16 protein-coding genes are annotated in these 14,853 nt (G+C 29.6%); 15 read left to right on the plus strand and 1 reads right to left on the minus strand.

Annotation, left to right across the window (positions count from 1 at the left end; translation table 11 throughout):
• Window positions 1–182 precede the first annotated feature (182 nt).
• From trxB to mnmL, 4 genes are all read left to right on the plus strand, one after another.
• A complete protein-coding gene (trxB, locus tag ALEK_RS02015) occupies window positions 183–1,112 on the plus strand; it encodes a thioredoxin-disulfide reductase (RefSeq protein WP_071627840.1) in 930 nt (309 codons plus the stop codon).
• A gap of 12 nt (window positions 1,113–1,124) precedes the next feature.
• Entirely contained in the window at window positions 1,125–1,898 is a 774-nt protein-coding gene (dapB, locus tag ALEK_RS02020; protein ID WP_071627839.1) for a 4-hydroxy-tetrahydrodipicolinate reductase, read from the plus strand.
• 112 nt (window positions 1,899–2,010) lie between these two features.
• On the plus strand, window positions 2,011–3,360 hold the full coding sequence (gene purF / locus ALEK_RS02025; RefSeq protein ID WP_071627838.1) for an amidophosphoribosyltransferase: 1,350 nt from the start codon (window positions 2,011–2,013) through the stop codon (window positions 3,358–3,360).
• Window position 3,361: 1 nt separating this feature from the next.
• Window positions 3,362–4,324, plus strand: a complete 963-nt coding sequence (gene mnmL / locus ALEK_RS02030; protein ID WP_071627837.1) for a tRNA modification radical SAM protein MnmL/YtqA — start codon at window positions 3,362–3,364, stop codon at window positions 4,322–4,324.
• A 26-nt stretch (window positions 4,325–4,350) separates the two neighbouring features.
• On the opposite strand, the gene ALEK_RS02035 is transcribed toward mnmL, so the two are convergent.
• Window positions 4,351–5,247 carry a LysR family transcriptional regulator gene (locus tag ALEK_RS02035; RefSeq protein ID WP_071627836.1) on the minus strand — a complete coding sequence of 299 codons (897 nt, stop codon included), beginning with the start codon at window positions 5,245–5,247 and terminating at the stop codon, window positions 4,351–4,353.
• A gap of 116 nt (window positions 5,248–5,363) precedes the next feature.
• Here ALEK_RS02035 and ALEK_RS02040 point away from each other — a divergent pair, with 116 nt between their 5' ends.
• From ALEK_RS02040 to ALEK_RS02090, 11 genes are all read left to right on the plus strand, one after another.
• A complete protein-coding gene (locus ALEK_RS02040) occupies window positions 5,364–7,418 on the plus strand; it encodes an ATP-dependent helicase (protein ID WP_071627835.1) in 2,055 nt (684 codons plus the stop codon).
• A gap of 33 nt (window positions 7,419–7,451) precedes the next feature.
• Window positions 7,452–8,300, plus strand: a complete 849-nt coding sequence (truB, locus tag ALEK_RS02045) for a tRNA pseudouridine(55) synthase TruB (protein WP_071627834.1) — start codon at window positions 7,452–7,454, stop codon at window positions 8,298–8,300.
• Complete coding sequence (locus ALEK_RS02050) at window positions 8,300–9,061, plus strand: 4-(cytidine 5'-diphospho)-2-C-methyl-D-erythritol kinase (RefSeq protein WP_071627833.1); 762 nt, start codon at window positions 8,300–8,302, stop codon at window positions 9,059–9,061. Before truB ends, ALEK_RS02050 begins: the two co-directional genes overlap by 1 nt.
• Window positions 9,054–9,527: an SsrA-binding protein SmpB gene (gene smpB / locus ALEK_RS02055; RefSeq protein ID WP_071627832.1), complete on the plus strand. Its 474-nt coding sequence runs from the start codon at window positions 9,054–9,056 to the stop codon at window positions 9,525–9,527. The genes ALEK_RS02050 and smpB overlap by 8 nt, the downstream gene beginning before the upstream one ends.
• Before the next feature lie 477 nt (window positions 9,528–10,004).
• On the plus strand, window positions 10,005–11,471 hold the full coding sequence (gene ccoN, locus ALEK_RS02060; RefSeq protein WP_173424110.1) for a cytochrome-c oxidase, cbb3-type subunit I: 1,467 nt from the start codon (window positions 10,005–10,007) through the stop codon (window positions 11,469–11,471).
• A gap of 15 nt (window positions 11,472–11,486) precedes the next feature.
• Window positions 11,487–12,170: a cytochrome-c oxidase, cbb3-type subunit II gene (ccoO, locus tag ALEK_RS02065; RefSeq protein ID WP_173424111.1), complete on the plus strand. Its 684-nt coding sequence runs from the start codon at window positions 11,487–11,489 to the stop codon at window positions 12,168–12,170.
• A gap of 9 nt (window positions 12,171–12,179) precedes the next feature.
• Window positions 12,180–12,404, plus strand: coding sequence for a CcoQ/FixQ family Cbb3-type cytochrome c oxidase assembly chaperone (locus ALEK_RS02070; protein WP_071628329.1), 225 nt, complete (start codon window positions 12,180–12,182; stop codon window positions 12,402–12,404).
• A 1-nt stretch (window position 12,405) separates the two neighbouring features.
• Complete coding sequence (locus ALEK_RS02075; protein ID WP_071628314.1) at window positions 12,406–13,293, plus strand: c-type cytochrome; 888 nt, start codon at window positions 12,406–12,408, stop codon at window positions 13,291–13,293.
• 1 nt (window position 13,294) lies between these two features.
• Complete coding sequence (locus ALEK_RS02080; RefSeq protein WP_083574731.1) at window positions 13,295–13,537, plus strand: DUF4006 family protein; 243 nt, start codon at window positions 13,295–13,297, stop codon at window positions 13,535–13,537.
• 103 nt (window positions 13,538–13,640) lie between these two features.
• The gene (locus ALEK_RS02085; RefSeq protein ID WP_071626471.1) at window positions 13,641–14,276 is read left to right on the plus strand and encodes a hypothetical protein; all 636 of its coding nucleotides are present in this window, start codon (window positions 13,641–13,643) and stop codon (window positions 14,274–14,276) included.
• A 9-nt stretch (window positions 14,277–14,285) separates the two neighbouring features.
• A complete protein-coding gene (locus ALEK_RS02090) occupies window positions 14,286–14,843 on the plus strand; it encodes a hypothetical protein (protein WP_071626470.1) in 558 nt (185 codons plus the stop codon).
• The last annotated feature ends 10 nt before the right edge of the window (window positions 14,844–14,853 follow it).

Genomic DNA, 14,853 nt, shown 5'->3' on the forward strand with positions numbered 1-14,853 from the left:
AAAAGTTGTAAATATGTTATAAAGCATTTAAGCTAAATATTAATTATTAAACGATAAAATTTATCCTTTAAAATAGTTTTATTAATTAACCTATAACTTACATACTTTTTAGTATTATTAGCTTTTTAATAAATACTATAAACTATAAACAAAAAAATTGAGAAATATTAAAGGAAATTGATATGTTAGATTTAGCAATTATCGGAGGAGGACCTGCAGGATTAACAGCTGGTCTTTATGCAACTAGAGGTGGATTACAAAATGTTGTTATGTTCGAAATGGGAATGCCTGGTGGACAAATCACAACATCATCTGAAATAGAAAACTATCCTGGTCAGGGAAATGTAATGACTGGTATGGAGTTAATGGATAACTGGTTAGAACAGTGTCAAAAATTTGGTCTTAAACATGAGATGAACCAAGTGTCTTCTGTAGTAAAAGTTGGTGAAACTTTTAAACTAACTATGGTAGATGGTAAAGAATTTGAAGCAAAAACTGTTTTAATGGCAACTGGGTCTGTTCCTAGACGTGCTGGAATTGCTGGAGAGAATGAATTCTTTGGTAGAGGTGTTTCTACTTGTGCTACTTGTGATGGATTTTTCTACAAAGGAAAAGAAGTTGCAGTAATCGGTGGTGGAGATACAGCTTTAGAAGAAGCAGTATATTTATCAAAAATGTGTTCTAAAGTATATGTAGTTCATAGAAGAGATACATATAGAGCAGCACCTTCTACAATTGAACACATGAAAAAAGCTGAAAACATTGAAGAAGTTACTAATGTAACTGTTGAAGAAGTTTTTGGTGATGCTTCAGGTGTAACTGGTATTAAAGTTAAAGATAAAAATACAGGTGATATTAGAGACTTAGATGTTCCTGGTGCATTTGTTTTTGTAGGTAGAGATGTATTAAATGAGCCATTAAAACAAGAAGATGGATCATTTTTATGTGATGTAAATGAGCAAGGTGAAGTTATTGTTGACTTAAGAATGAGAACTTCTGTACCTGGTTTATATGCAGCTGGAGATATTAGAATTGACGCTGCAAAACAAGTAGTATGTGCATCTGGTGATGGTTCAACTGCTGCTGTTAATATTATTGAATATATAGGATAAGGAAGCTAATAAATGATTAATGTAGGTATATTAGGAAGTACAGGTAGAGTTGGTTCATTATTAATTGATGATCTTGAAATCGATGAGCAAGCAAAAGTTGGAGCAGTACATGTTTTTGATAAATTATCAAAACCATTACCTGAAGATACAATAGTAACAAATGATATGTCAATTTTATTTGAGAATTCTGATGTTGTTATAGATTTTTCTGCACCAGCAGCTACGGAAGCTTTACTTACAGAAGTAGTAGAAAATGGAGCAAGAAAACCATTAGTAATTGCTACAACTGGATTTAATAAGCATCAACAAAATTTATTAGTTGAAGCTAGTAAATTAGTACCAGTATTATACGCTACTAATATGAGTTTAGGTGTTGCAGTTTTAAATAAACTAGTACACTTAGCTTCAAAAACTTTAAGAGATTTTGATATTGAAATCGTTGAACAACATCATAAACATAAAGTTGATGCTCCTTCTGGAACTGCTTTAACTTTAGCTGAGCATGCTGCTGATGCAAGAGATTTAGATCTTGATGAAGTAAGAGTTTCAGGTAGAGATGGACAAATTGGAGCTAGAACTAAAGATGAAATCGCAGTTATGGCTTTAAGAGGTGGAGACATTGTAGGAAGACATACAGTTGGTTTATATAATGACGGTGAGTTCTTAGAACTTAATCATACTGCAACAGCAAGAAACACTTTCTCGAAAGGTGCTATTAAAGTTGCTAAATGGATTATTGGAAAAGATCCTAAGTTATATTCAATTAATGACGCTTTAGGTCTATAAAACTAATAAACAAAATCAAAATAATATACTAAGAGAAAAAGATATTTTCTACAGGCTTAGCTTGTAGTTGCGCATTGGGTTCACTTCTTTCTCTTTTTTAAAGGTTAAATAAATGTGTGCGATAGTTGGAATTTACGGAAACGATAACGCTGCTAGGTTAGCATCACTTGCTCTATTTTCTATGCAACATAGAGGTCAAGAAGCTACAGGTATTTCTTCATCTGATGATGGAAGAATTTATACAAAAAAAGACAGAGGATTAGTATCTGAAGTTTTTAAAGAAGAAGCTTTATCTTACTTAAAAGGTAATATGGCAATAGGTCATAATAGATACTCAACAGCAGGTGGGGATTCTATTTTAGATGCACAGCCTGTATTTGCTAAGTATAAACTAGGTGAGATATCAATCGTTCATAATGGTAACTTAATTAATAAGAAAGAAGTAAGAAACGATCTTATTGATAAAGGTGCTATTTTCCAAACTGGTATGGATACAGAAAACTTAATTCATTTAATTGCTAAAAATACGCAAGATAGATTAAGAGATAGAATTAAAGAAGCCTTAGAGAAAACTATTGGTGCTTATTGTTTTATTGTTCAATCAAGATCAAAACAATTTGTTATCAGAGATAGATATGGAATTAGACCTTTATCTTTAGGAAAAATTAAATCAGGTGGTTATATTGTTGCATCTGAAACTTGTGCATTTGACTTAGTTGATGCGGAGTTTGTAAGAGATGTTAATCCAGGAGAAATGTTAATCTTCAGTGAAGATCACGAAGAACCAGAATCAATTCAATTGTTTGAGGCAGAGTTTAGACCTTGTGCTTTTGAATATGTATATTTTGCTAGACCAGATTCAGAAATCGATGGTAAAAATGTATATAGAACAAGAGAAAACATGGGTAAAGCTTTAGCTAAAAATGATACGGAATCAAAAACTAAATATGATATGGTTGTACCTGTTCCAGATTCAGGAGTTCCAGCGGCACTTGGTTATGCTGCACAAAGTGGAGTTCCTTTTGAGTATGGGATTATTAGAAATCACTATGTTGGAAGAACATTTATTGAACCAACACAAGAGATGAGAAGTATGAAAGTTAAAATGAAACTTTCACCTATGAGATCTCTTATTGCTGGTAAGTCATTATTAGTAATTGATGATTCTATTGTTAGAGGTACAACATCTAAAAGAATAGTTAGAATGCTTAAAGATGCTGGTGCAAAAGAGGTTCACTTTAGAGTTGCTTCTCCTGAAATTAAATTCCCTTGTTATTATGGTATTGATACACCAAATAAAGAAGAGCTTATTTCAAATAATATGTCTAAAGAAGAAGTTAGAGAGTATATCGAAGCTGATTCATTAGAGTATTTATCAATTGACGATTTAACAAATGCAATTGGTAATGACAGAAATTATGCTTTAGAGAGTTTTGATGGGGATTACTTCGTAAAAGAGTAAAATGAGTAATTTAAAAAATGTATTAACTATTGGCCGATATTTTAAAGATAAATTCGGTCATAAAGTATATAAAGTTCCTATTTCTATCTCTGGTTTCACATGTCCAAACATTGATGGAACTGTAGCAAAGGGAGGATGTTCATTTTGTGAAAATGATTCATTCTCTCCAAACCTTCAAGAAAAAAGAACTAAGTTCAAACTAAATCCAAGAATTGAAGAAAATCCATATTTAGAGAATCAACTAAAACAGCTTGAAATGCAGTTTATCGCAACTCGTGATAGATTACAAAATAAGTTTGGTGTTAGTAAATTCATTGTTTATTTTCAATCTTTTACAAATACTTATGCTCCATTTTCAACACTTAAAGCTTTATATGAAAAAGCTTTATCTTTTGATAATGTAATAGGACTTAGTATTGGTACAAGAACAGATTGTGTAACAGATGAAATACTTGATTATTTAAAAGATTTATCTAAAGACAAAGAGATTTGGATTGAGTATGGTATTCAATCATTTTATGATGAAACACTTGAAACTATTAATAGAGGTGACAGTGCTGAAAACATGAGATATTGGATTAATAAGTCTAAGGAAAAAGGTTTAAATGTTTGTGGACATTTAATCTATGGTTTACCTAATGAAACTCAAGAAATGATGCTTGAGACATTTAAACAAACTGTTGAACTTAATGTTGATTCCATTAAGTTTCATCCATTATACGTAGTGAAAAATACACTATTAACTAATGAGTTTAGAAAAGGTAGATTTACTCCAATTACAGAAGAGTTATATATAGATACAGTTGTTAAATCTATTGTAGACTTGCCTGATAATATCTCTATTCAAAGAATTACAGCAGGGATTGATGATGAAACATTATTATCACCTGATTGGTGTAGAGATAAACACACTCAAATGAAAAAAATTAGATTGGCTTTGGAAAAAGAGGGATTTAATTATTAAAAATAAATACTAGGAGTTTCCTAGTATTATTTTACTTTTAGTAGATAGTCAACTACATTATCAATAAATGCGTCGTGTTTTCTGTCTTTTCTATATGCAATATATAGCTTTCTAACCATTTTTTGGTTGTTAATTCTTGATTCAAATAATGCACCAGATTTTAATAATGATTCAATAGCATTTCTAGATACAATTGAAACTGTTGGTGTAATATTTTTATCTGAATGTAAAACTGTTTGTACAATTGTAGTTGCACTAGTAACCTCAGAAGTTACATCAAAAGTATCGCAATCAGGGAAATTAGCTTTATCAAGGTTTTCTTTGAAAATAGCTCTTGTATGTGAATCTGGATTTCTACATACCCATTTATAAGATAATAAATCTTCAGCTTTTGCTCTTGTTGGTAATTTTTGATTAGAGAAGATTACAATTTCATCTTCCATCCATTCTCTATAAATAATATCGTCATTTGGAACATAGTTTTCAACTAGTGCCATATCAATTTTTTTGTCTAATAAATCTTCTATTGCTTCATGTGATACTGAAACATTAATTGAAACTTCATTGTTAATATTTTCTTTTAAATTATTTAAAAATCTTGGTAAAATATAGTTACCAATAATAAATGATGCTCCAAATACAAATGTAATATCTTTGTTCATAATTTTTAGTAATTCTTTTTCGCCATTTGCAACACATTTTTCAATTTTAAGTGCAATAGAATATAACATTTGGCCTTCTTTTGTAAGCCTAATTCCGTTCTTTTTTCTATCAACTACTTGTACATCTAAATAATCTTCAATGAATTTCATTTGTTGTGTTACAGCAGGCTGTGAAATACCAAGTTTTGCCGATGCTTTTGAGAATGACTTTTCTCTAACTACAGTTAGAAAAGTTTCTAATTTAGCAAAATCTGTTAGCATTATAACCTCCGTAAAATAAATTATGATTATAATAACATTTATTTATATATAGAATAATTAAGAAGAATAGTGAATTTATTTAATATATGGTATAATTATATATTATTGGAGAAGAAATGTCGGAAAACTTACTATCATCACTTAATGATTCGCAAAAAATTGCTGCTGAACACATAGATGGTTCACTTTTAATTTTAGCAGGGGCAGGTTCTGGAAAAACTAAAACAATCACCACAAGACTTGCATATTTAATCTCAATTGGTATTGACCCAAGCTCAATTTTAACACTAACTTTTACAAATAAAGCCGCAGCTGAAATGCGTGAGCGAGCTTTTTCTATGATTAACCCTGAACATATAAATACACCACCTTTATTATGTACTTTTCATAAATTTGGATTGTTATTTTTAAAATTTCACATGAGCGAATTAGATAGAAAAAACAACTTTATTATCATTGATACTGATGATAAAAAAAGAATTATAAAATCAATAGATAAAGAGATAACAACATCACTGTTAGTTAGTGAAATATCTAAATACAAAAATACACTTATTTCTCCTGAAGAAGCAAAATCAGCAGCTCAATTAAAGCTGTATCAACAAATTGCAGATGTATATGAAAAATATCAAGCATACCTATTAAAAAATAATTTGGTTGACTTTGATGATTTATTATTATTACCATATGAAATTCTAAAAAAGAATGAAAAACTAGCACAACAAACTAGTGATAAATATCAATATATTATGGTTGATGAGTACCAAGATACAAATGAATTACAGTATAAACTTTTAAGAAAATTATGTTCAAATCACAATAACCTGTGTGTTGTTGGTGATGACGATCAATCAATTTATGGTTGGCGTGGTGCAACAATTAAAAATATTCTTAATTTCTCAGAGCACTTTGAGGGAACTACTGTTGTAAAACTTGAATCAAACTACAGATCAACAGATACTATTTTAGATCATGCTAATCAATTAATTGAGCATAATAGAGATAGATTAGGTAAAAAACTAGTAGGAACAAGAGCTAAGGGTGATTCTATTAAAGTATATGAATCACATGATGAAAATGAAGAGACTAGAAAACTAATTGATGATATTAAAAAGTTATTAGATACTGGTGTTAGTGCTAGAGATGTAGCTATTTTATTTAGAGTTAATGCCTTATCAAGATCACTTGAAGAAGGATTTAATAGAGCAGGGCTTAATTATAAATTAGTTGGTGGTATGAAGTTCTATGAAAGAGCAGAAATCAAAGATTTAATTGCTTATTTTAGAATTCTTACTAATGCTAATGATAACTTCTCATTAAAAAGAATTGTTAACAAACCAAAACGTGGTATTGGTAAAACAACAATTGATAAACTTGATGCAAAATCACAAGAAACAAAAAAATCTATTTTTGAGATTATTCAAACATTTGATGCTGATGAATTAGCTACTGTTGTAGGTAAGAAAAACTCAAGAACTCTTAAAGTATTTGAAGCATCTGTTATGGATTTAAAAGAACTTCTTACAAAATCTAAAATGCAATTTTTAGACTCTTTTGAAGAAACGTTTGATTATAGAGCCTCTTATGATAATGTACCTGATGGATTTGATAGACAAGCCAATGTTGATGAGTTCTATGGATATATTAGAGATTATTTCAAACAAAACCCTCATTTAGATTTAAAAGATTTTTTAAATGAAATTGCTTTAGAGAGTGAAAATGAAGAGTATCATAATGAAGCTATTTCAATGATGAGTATTCATGCATCTAAAGGTTTAGAATTTAAAAACCTATTTATTATTGGTTTTGAAGAAGGTTTCTTCCCTATTACAGGTGATGGATCTGATATTGAAGAAGAGAGAAGATTAGGATATGTAGCAATTACAAGAGCTATGGATAATCTTACTTTATCTTTTGTTCATTCAAGATTCTATAAAGGTAAAAGAGCCTCTTTAACTAAAAGTAGATTTTTAAGTGAATCTGGATTAATAAAAGGGTGTTTAACAATTGAAAAACACTCATCTTATAAAAAAGGTGATTTAGTTCAGCATAAGATTTTTGGAATGGGTAGAGTTCAAAAAGCTTGTAAAGCTGGAAAAGATTACAAACTTACAATTAATTTTGGCGGTTCGAGAAGAGATATCTTATCGTCATTCGTAGAGAAAATGTAATTTTCTCTACAAAAAACTAACTGGATAAAAATATTGCAAAAAAGACTTTATAATAAAGAACCCCTAAATAAACTATTAGTTGGTAATAAACCAATGTTTATGAGTTCAAACTCTTATTTAAATAGAATAAAAAGAAAATACAAAAATAAAAAGGCTGGTTTCTCAGGAACTTTAGATCCTTTTGCTAATGGATGTTTGATTATTGCATTTGGGCAATACTCAAAACTTTTTAAGTATATGGCTAAAACACCTAAATCATATAGAGCTGTTGTATGGTTGGGAGCTCAATCTGAATCTTTAGATACTGAAAATATGATTAGTATAGAAGATGAGAAAAAGATTGATTTAACTTTAATCAAAAATGAAATAGAAAACCTAGTAGGTACACATGAATATTACCCTCCTAAGTTTTCTGCTAAAAAGATTGATGGAAAAAGAGCATATGACTTAGCACGAGAGGGTATTGAGTTTGAAATGAAGAAGTCTTCTATGACTATTACTAACACAAAGTTTATTTCTTATAATCATCCCTTTATAACTTTTGAATCTACAGTTACAGAAGGCTCATATATAAGAAGTCTTGCTCAAATATTACTAGAGAAGTTAAACTCTAAAGGAACTCTATCTTATTTAAGAAGACTTAATGAAGGTAAATTCTTTTATGAGAATGAAAAAGACTTAAATCCTTTAGATTATATTGATTTAGAAAGAAATAAATACTCAGGTACAAAAGAGTGGCTTTTTGATGGTAAAAAGATTTCTATTGATTATTTAGAAAGAAAAGACGATGGTAAATACCTAATTGTTTTCGATGACTTTTTTAGTATAATTGAGATTGAAAATAACGAAGTTACATATCTTCTTAATAAGGTTACTTTATAGTGGAAAAAAAATCTTATGCAAAAGTAAATATTTTTTTAAAAATTGCAGGGAAAAGAGATAACTATCATGAATTAGTATCAAGGTTTGTTAGGGTACATTCCTTATATGATGTTATCTCTTTTGTAAAAACCCAAAGGAAAGCATTTGATATTATAGGTGACTTTGGATGTAAACTAGAATCAAACACTGTATATAAAGCGTACAATTTATTAAAAGAGTATGATGGAGTTGAAGAGTTCTTTTTAACTCATAGTGTTAAAGTAGAAAAAAATATTCCAGAGTTTGCAGGTCTTGGTGGTGGAAGCTCTAATGCTGCTACTTTTTTGATTATGGTAAACGAAGTATGTAATTTAAATCTATCAAAAGATGAATTATGTGATATTGCAGTTAAAATTGGTGCAGATGTTCCTTTTTTTGTTTATGAGTATGATAGTGCAAATGTTACAGGCATTGGTGAGATTGTTGAAAAATTTGATGAAGATGTATTAGATATACAAACAATAACTCCAAAGATTATGTGTAATACCGGTGAGATATTTACTTTATTTAGAAAAAACTATTATAAACAAGTATCCCAAGAGGAAGCAAATAAATTATTATCAATGAAATCACTAGATATAATTAGTGAATATGATATAAAAAAAGCAAATGATTTATATGAACCAGCTATTGAAGCTAAAAGTGAATTGGCAAATTATGCTAATAAAAACTGGTATTTTAGTGGTAGTGGAAGTTCATTTTTTAGGATAAACAATGGCTAAAAAAGAAAAAAAGAAAAACTTAGAGTTTAAAAACAAAAAAGCTTGGCATGACTTTACAATACTTGAACAGTTTGAAGCAGGAATTGTTTTAGAAGGTAGTGAAGTAAAAGCTGTAAGAGATGGTAGAGTTAATTTAAAAGATACTTTTATTCGTATAATCAAAGGTGAAGTATTCTTATTTAATATGCATATCTCTCATTTAAGTACAGCTCATACAACATATAGACCAGATGAAAGACGTGAAAGAAAACTGCTTTTACATAAAAATCAAATTGGTAAAATGTTTTCAAAAGTTACAAAAGATGGAATGACAATTGTAGCTTTAAAACTTTACTTTAATGCAAGAAATATGCTTAAGATGCAAATTGCAATTGCAGAGGGTAAAAAACTTCATGATAAAAGAGAAGATTTAAAGAGAAAAACAATGCAAAGAGAGACTCAAATAGCTCTTAAAAACTGGAAATAAATAGCTCTATTTTAATATGATAGAATGACTATCATCTTCTAAATTTAATCCATGGAAAATAATTATTAAACTAATAACTATTTTCCTCACATCTTAAAAAAAATAAATCCCAATTTAAGTATAAATTATATTTATATAGATTAAGTTTTTAATCATTCACTTCATTAAGTAAAAACTTATATATTATTTTTTTATGAAAGAAGACCATTTTTACCCTATTTAAGGCTTTTTCTAAATATTCAATTATTATAAAAGTTAATAAGTAGTAATTATAGAATTAGATTATGCCAATAATAGCATGAAAGAAGCAATTGGGATAATAACTATCATTATATAATCTACATAAAACATTATTTATTAATTGAAAATAAGCTTAAAAAAAAGTTAATTTTTTGTTAATTTTAAGTTCGCTTTCGATAATATAAGCGCATAAGTGACGATTTGTGACTTGTATATAAAATTAGTAGGAGGAGATTGATGCAAAACGGTGCACAAATTGAGTATGATTACTCAGTTGCAAAAGCCTTTACATTTGCAACAATTTTGTTTGGTATCATAGGTATGACAGTAGGTGTTATACTTGCGTTTCAATTGGCGTTCCCTGGACTAAATAATTTAGCTGGAGAGTATGGTACTTTTGGTAGATTAAGACCTTTACACACGAATGGTGTTGCATTTGGTTTTGCTCTAAGTGGTATTTTTGCGGGATGGTATTACATTTCACAAAGAGTTTTAAAGGTTTCTTTAAAAGAATCACCATTTTTAATGGGTGTTGCAAAGTTACACTTTGTTTTATACTTTATAACTATTCTATTAGCTGTAGTTACTCTTTTCATGGGTATTACAACTTCAAAAGAATATGCTGAATTAGAGTGGCCATTAGACATTTTAGTTGTTTTATGGTGGGTTTTATGGGGAATTTCAATTTTTGGTTTAATCGGAATTAGAAGAGAGAGAACATTATATATTTCTTTATGGTACTTCATTGCTACATTCTTAGCTGTTGCAATGTTATACTTATTTAATAATATGGAAGTTCCTACTGCTCTAGTTTCTGGTTATGGTTCATGGATTCACTCTGTTTCTATGTATGCTGGAACTAATGATGCACTAGTTCAATGGTGGTATGGACACAATGCTGTTGCATTCGTTTTCACAACTCCAATTATTGCGTTAATCTATTATTTCTTACCTAAGGAATCAGGACAAAACGTTTATTCATACAAGTTATCGATATTAGCATTCTGGGGATTGTTATTCGTATACCTTTGGGCAGGTGGACATCACCTTATTTACTCAACAGTACCAGACTGGATGCAAACAATGGGTTCTGTAATGTCAGTTGTATTAATTTTACCATCATGGGGATCAGCTATTAATATGCTTTTAACTATGAAAGGTGAGTGGCAACAATTACAAACAAACACATTAATTAAATTCATGGTATTAGCTTCAACTTTCTATATGTTATCAACTATTGAAGGACCAATTCAAGCAATTAAATCAGTAAATGCAATTGCGCACTTTACAGATTGGATTCCTGGACATGTTCACGATGGTGTACTTGGATGGGTTGTATTTATGATTATGGCTGCATTATTCCATATGGTTCCAAGAATGTATAAAAGAGAAATATACTCTAAATCATTAATGGATACTCAATTCTGGTTACAAACTACAGGTATCGTTTTATACTTTACATCTATGTGGATTGCAGGAATTACTCAAGGTATGATGTGGAGAGCTTACGATGAATATGGTTCATTAGTATACTCATTTATTGATACAGTTATTGTATTAAAACCATACTATACTATTAGAGCTGTTGGTGGATTATTATATCTAGTTGGATTCTTTATGTTCGCATACAACATTTACAAAACTATTAAATGTGGTAGAGTACTTGACAAAGAACCAGTTAATGCAACTCCAGTAGCTGCGTAAGAAGGAGGGATTATTATGTTTCATTGGTTTGAACAAAGACCGTTTTTCTTTGCGGTATTAGTATTCGTATTTATTTCATTTGCAGGGATCATCGAAGTAATTCCAGATTTCGCAAAACAATCAAGACCAACAGTAGGTACAAAACCTTATTCTGTTCTTGAATTAGCTGGTAGACAAGTATATATCAAAGAATCTTGTAATGCTTGTCACTCGCAATTAGTAAGACCATTTAAATCAGAGACTGATAGATATGGTATGTATTCATTATCTGGTGAATATGCTTATGATAGACCATTTTTATGGGGATCAAAAAGAACTGGACCAGATTTATGGAGAGTTGGAAATTACAGAACTACAGATTGGCATGAGAATCATATGATGGATCCAGCTTCTGTTGTTCCAGGAACAGTAATGCCAGCTTACCCACACCAATTTGAGAATATCGCAGACTTAGATACAGCGTATGCAGAAGCATACACAGTAAAAACTGTATTTGCTACGCCATATGATCAAGATTTAAATGGTGATGGAAAAGTTGACGTTGAATTAGGTGAGTATAACTCAGCTATTGCAAATGCTAAAGCAGATGCTGCAGCAATTGCAGCTGATATGAAAAATCAAGCTGTAAAAGACGCTGTTGCAAAAGGTCAAATTCCTGAAATAGTTGCATTAATTGCATATTTAAATTCTTTAAAATAGAGGTGTAAAATGGAATATGAAACATTACTAACGATACAAGGTTATACAAAGTTTTTTCTAATATTAACTGTTTTTATTATTTTCTACGCTTACGCTTATTCTATATATAAAAGGGATAAGAAAGGTGAAAGAGATTATGAAAAGTATTCGAATCTTGTACATGATGATTCTCATATTTCAGCTCCTCTTGAAGATAGAAAAAATGATAAAGATATAGATAATAAGGAGAAATAGTATGAAATCTATGATTATAGGTGGAATTATTCTTATCATCGCTTTAATGGCAGGAACTTACTTTGCGGCAGGTGATGCTTTTATCGGCGATGATTATATTAATAGCTTAACAATGCTAGGGGCAATTGCAATTATTACAATTACTGTATTTGTTGCGTTAAAGTATATTAATCAAATGAAAAATGATACTGCTAGTGGTGATTTAGCAGAAGAAAGATGGGATGGTATTGGTGAATATAAAAACCCTGTTCCAACTGGATGGGCATTAGCATTTATTGGTTCAATCATTTGGATGTTCTGGTACTTCACTGTTGGTTATCCAATTAATGGGTTCTCTCAAATTGGACAATGGAATGAAGAGACTATTGAATATAACCAAAAGTTTGAGTCAAAATGGCAAAATCCATCTCAAGAGACTTTAGAAGCAATGGGTCAATCTACATACTTAGTACAGTGTTCACCTTGTCATGGTGTTGATGCTGAAGGTATTGAAGGAAAAGCTCAAAACTTAACTAAAAGAATTGCAAAAGAACAAGTTGTTCATGTAATTAATAATGGTTCAAATAGCTTAACAACTGCATATCCAGGTGGTATGCCAGGTGGAATGGCATTTGGTCCTGATGTTGATGTAATTGCTGAATATGTAGCTGGTGGATTCAAAGGTGAACAACCTGCAGCATACGCAGTATGTGCTGGATGTCATGGTGTAGATGGTAAAGGTATGCCTTACGTTGCTCCAAACATTAGAGAATACGATGATGCTTTAGTTATTGCAGTTTTAAAAGATGGTAAAAAATCAAATATTGGTTCAATGCCTAGCTTTGATGGAAGACTTAATGAAACTCAACAGAAAGCTTTAGCGGCTTACCTTAGAAGTTTAGGAGAGTAAGATGGCTGGAAATACACAAATGAACGAAAATGAAAGAGGTATCTTTAAACTTAATGGTATCACTGGAATGTTAATTGCTACAGTATTGTTATTAACAATATTAGCAGTTTTAGTATTCAATTCAGTATTAGTACAACAAAAAGAGGCTAACAATTTCTATAAAATCAACCAAGATTTAAATGGATTAAAAATGAATAGCACAGATAACCATAAACAGTACCAACTTGTTGGTACTGGTAAATAAGGGGTAAGATATGGAAAAAATTATAGGTATTTTACTTGTAGTATCAGCCGTTATGACTGCTTATTACGCTTTCTTCGATTCAGCAAGAGTGTTTGTTGGTTAGATGAAAAATCTTAAAAACTTAAAAATAGGAGTGATTTTTTCACTTCTATTTTTTTTATCACAAAATTTATTTGCAGGGAATTTTATATTAAGTGATGATAACTTAATTGATCCTAGAGCAAAGTCTAAAATCAATGAAATAGGTTCTGAAGTTAAATCAAAATTAGGTACGAATGTATATATTTATGCAAAAGAATCTTTAGATTTAAATGAAGATACTTCAAGAAAAGAAAAATTTGATATTATTAAAAACTTAGAAAAAGAAATTATTCCAGCTTTAGAAAAACCATATATTTTACTTAGTATGTCTGTTGAAGATATGTATGTTAACTTATTGTTTTCGGATAATTTAGAAGAAGTAGTTGATAAAGATGATATTCTTAATGGTTATGTTATACCCTTATTGGCTTCAAAAGATAAAAATACTTTACTTGCAAAAGTAAGTGCTTCAATGTTAAATGGATATTCTGCAATTGTGGATAGTTTATCAGAGAATAAAGAAATCAAAATTGAATCTAATGCTGAAATTGGTAACCAAGGAAAAGTGTCTAGTACTATTTGGAGAGTTTTTATGTACACTCTTATTGTAACTAGTTTAATTCTATATACTTACGCAGTATTAAGAAAGAAAAAATAAAGATAAAAAATGAAAAGAAATTACTGGCCTCTATTATTTATAGGTATATTCTCATTTACATTTGGAATGATTGTATGGACTATTGTAAGCACGTCAAAGGCTTCACTAGATGAAGATAGAAGTTTTTTAAAGAAGTATCAAGAAGTTGATAAACATTATAATGAAATTATGTTATCTAATAAAGAATTTAATAAAAACTATGATTTAGTTCTATATTTAAACTCTACTAAATTTGGTTTAACAACACAAGATATAAAATATTCTCAAAGAGTATTAGAAAAGAAATCAAAACACAAAAATGTTTTAAATATTGGTGACAATAATTTAAAAGTATACGTTATAGATAAAAAAACACAAGAAAAGAAAACAATAAAAATATCACTTAAGATTACAAAAAGTAATTCAAATGAAAGTGATTTAATATTAACAAATAATAATTTTAAAAATACAAATAAAGAATATACAACTGTATTAAAAATCAATGAAGAAAATAACTGGAATATTACAGGTAGCTTTGAAATTGACGGTAATATGGGATATATTTATATAAAAACAAATGCTTCTTAAACAAAAACTT

Origin of the sequence: Poseidonibacter lekithochrous, from assembly GCF_013283835.1 — a bacterium.
GTDB lineage: Bacteria > Campylobacterota > Campylobacteria > Campylobacterales > Arcobacteraceae > Poseidonibacter > Poseidonibacter lekithochrous.

Bases quoted from the DNA above. Each gene is read 5' to 3' on its own strand.
- trxB (WP_071627840.1), top strand. From the start codon at position 183: ATGTTAGATTTAGCAATTATCGGAGGAGGACCTGCAGGATTAACAGCT.
- dapB (WP_071627839.1), top strand. From the start codon at position 1,125: ATGATTAATGTAGGTATATTAGGAAGTACAGGTAGAGTTGGTTCATTA.
- purF (WP_071627838.1), top strand. From the start codon at position 2,011: ATGTGTGCGATAGTTGGAATTTACGGAAACGATAACGCTGCTAGGTTA.
- mnmL (WP_071627837.1), top strand. From the start codon at position 3,362: ATGAGTAATTTAAAAAATGTATTAACTATTGGCCGATATTTTAAAGAT.
- ALEK_RS02035 (WP_071627836.1), bottom strand. From the start codon at position 5,247: ATGCTAACAGATTTTGCTAAATTAGAAACTTTTCTAACTGTAGTTAGA.
- ALEK_RS02040 (WP_071627835.1), top strand. From the start codon at position 5,364: ATGTCGGAAAACTTACTATCATCACTTAATGATTCGCAAAAAATTGCT.
- smpB (WP_071627832.1), top strand. From the start codon at position 9,054: ATGGCTAAAAAAGAAAAAAAGAAAAACTTAGAGTTTAAAAACAAAAAA.
- ccoN (WP_173424110.1), top strand. From the start codon at position 10,005: ATGCAAAACGGTGCACAAATTGAGTATGATTACTCAGTTGCAAAAGCC.
- ccoO (WP_173424111.1), top strand. From the start codon at position 11,487: ATGTTTCATTGGTTTGAACAAAGACCGTTTTTCTTTGCGGTATTAGTA.
- ALEK_RS02070 (WP_071628329.1), top strand. From the start codon at position 12,180: ATGGAATATGAAACATTACTAACGATACAAGGTTATACAAAGTTTTTT.
- ALEK_RS02075 (WP_071628314.1), top strand. From the start codon at position 12,406: ATGAAATCTATGATTATAGGTGGAATTATTCTTATCATCGCTTTAATG.
- ALEK_RS02080 (WP_083574731.1), top strand. From the start codon at position 13,295: ATGGCTGGAAATACACAAATGAACGAAAATGAAAGAGGTATCTTTAAA.
- ALEK_RS02085 (WP_071626471.1), top strand. From the start codon at position 13,641: ATGAAAAATCTTAAAAACTTAAAAATAGGAGTGATTTTTTCACTTCTA.
- ALEK_RS02090 (WP_071626470.1), top strand. From the start codon at position 14,286: ATGAAAAGAAATTACTGGCCTCTATTATTTATAGGTATATTCTCATTT.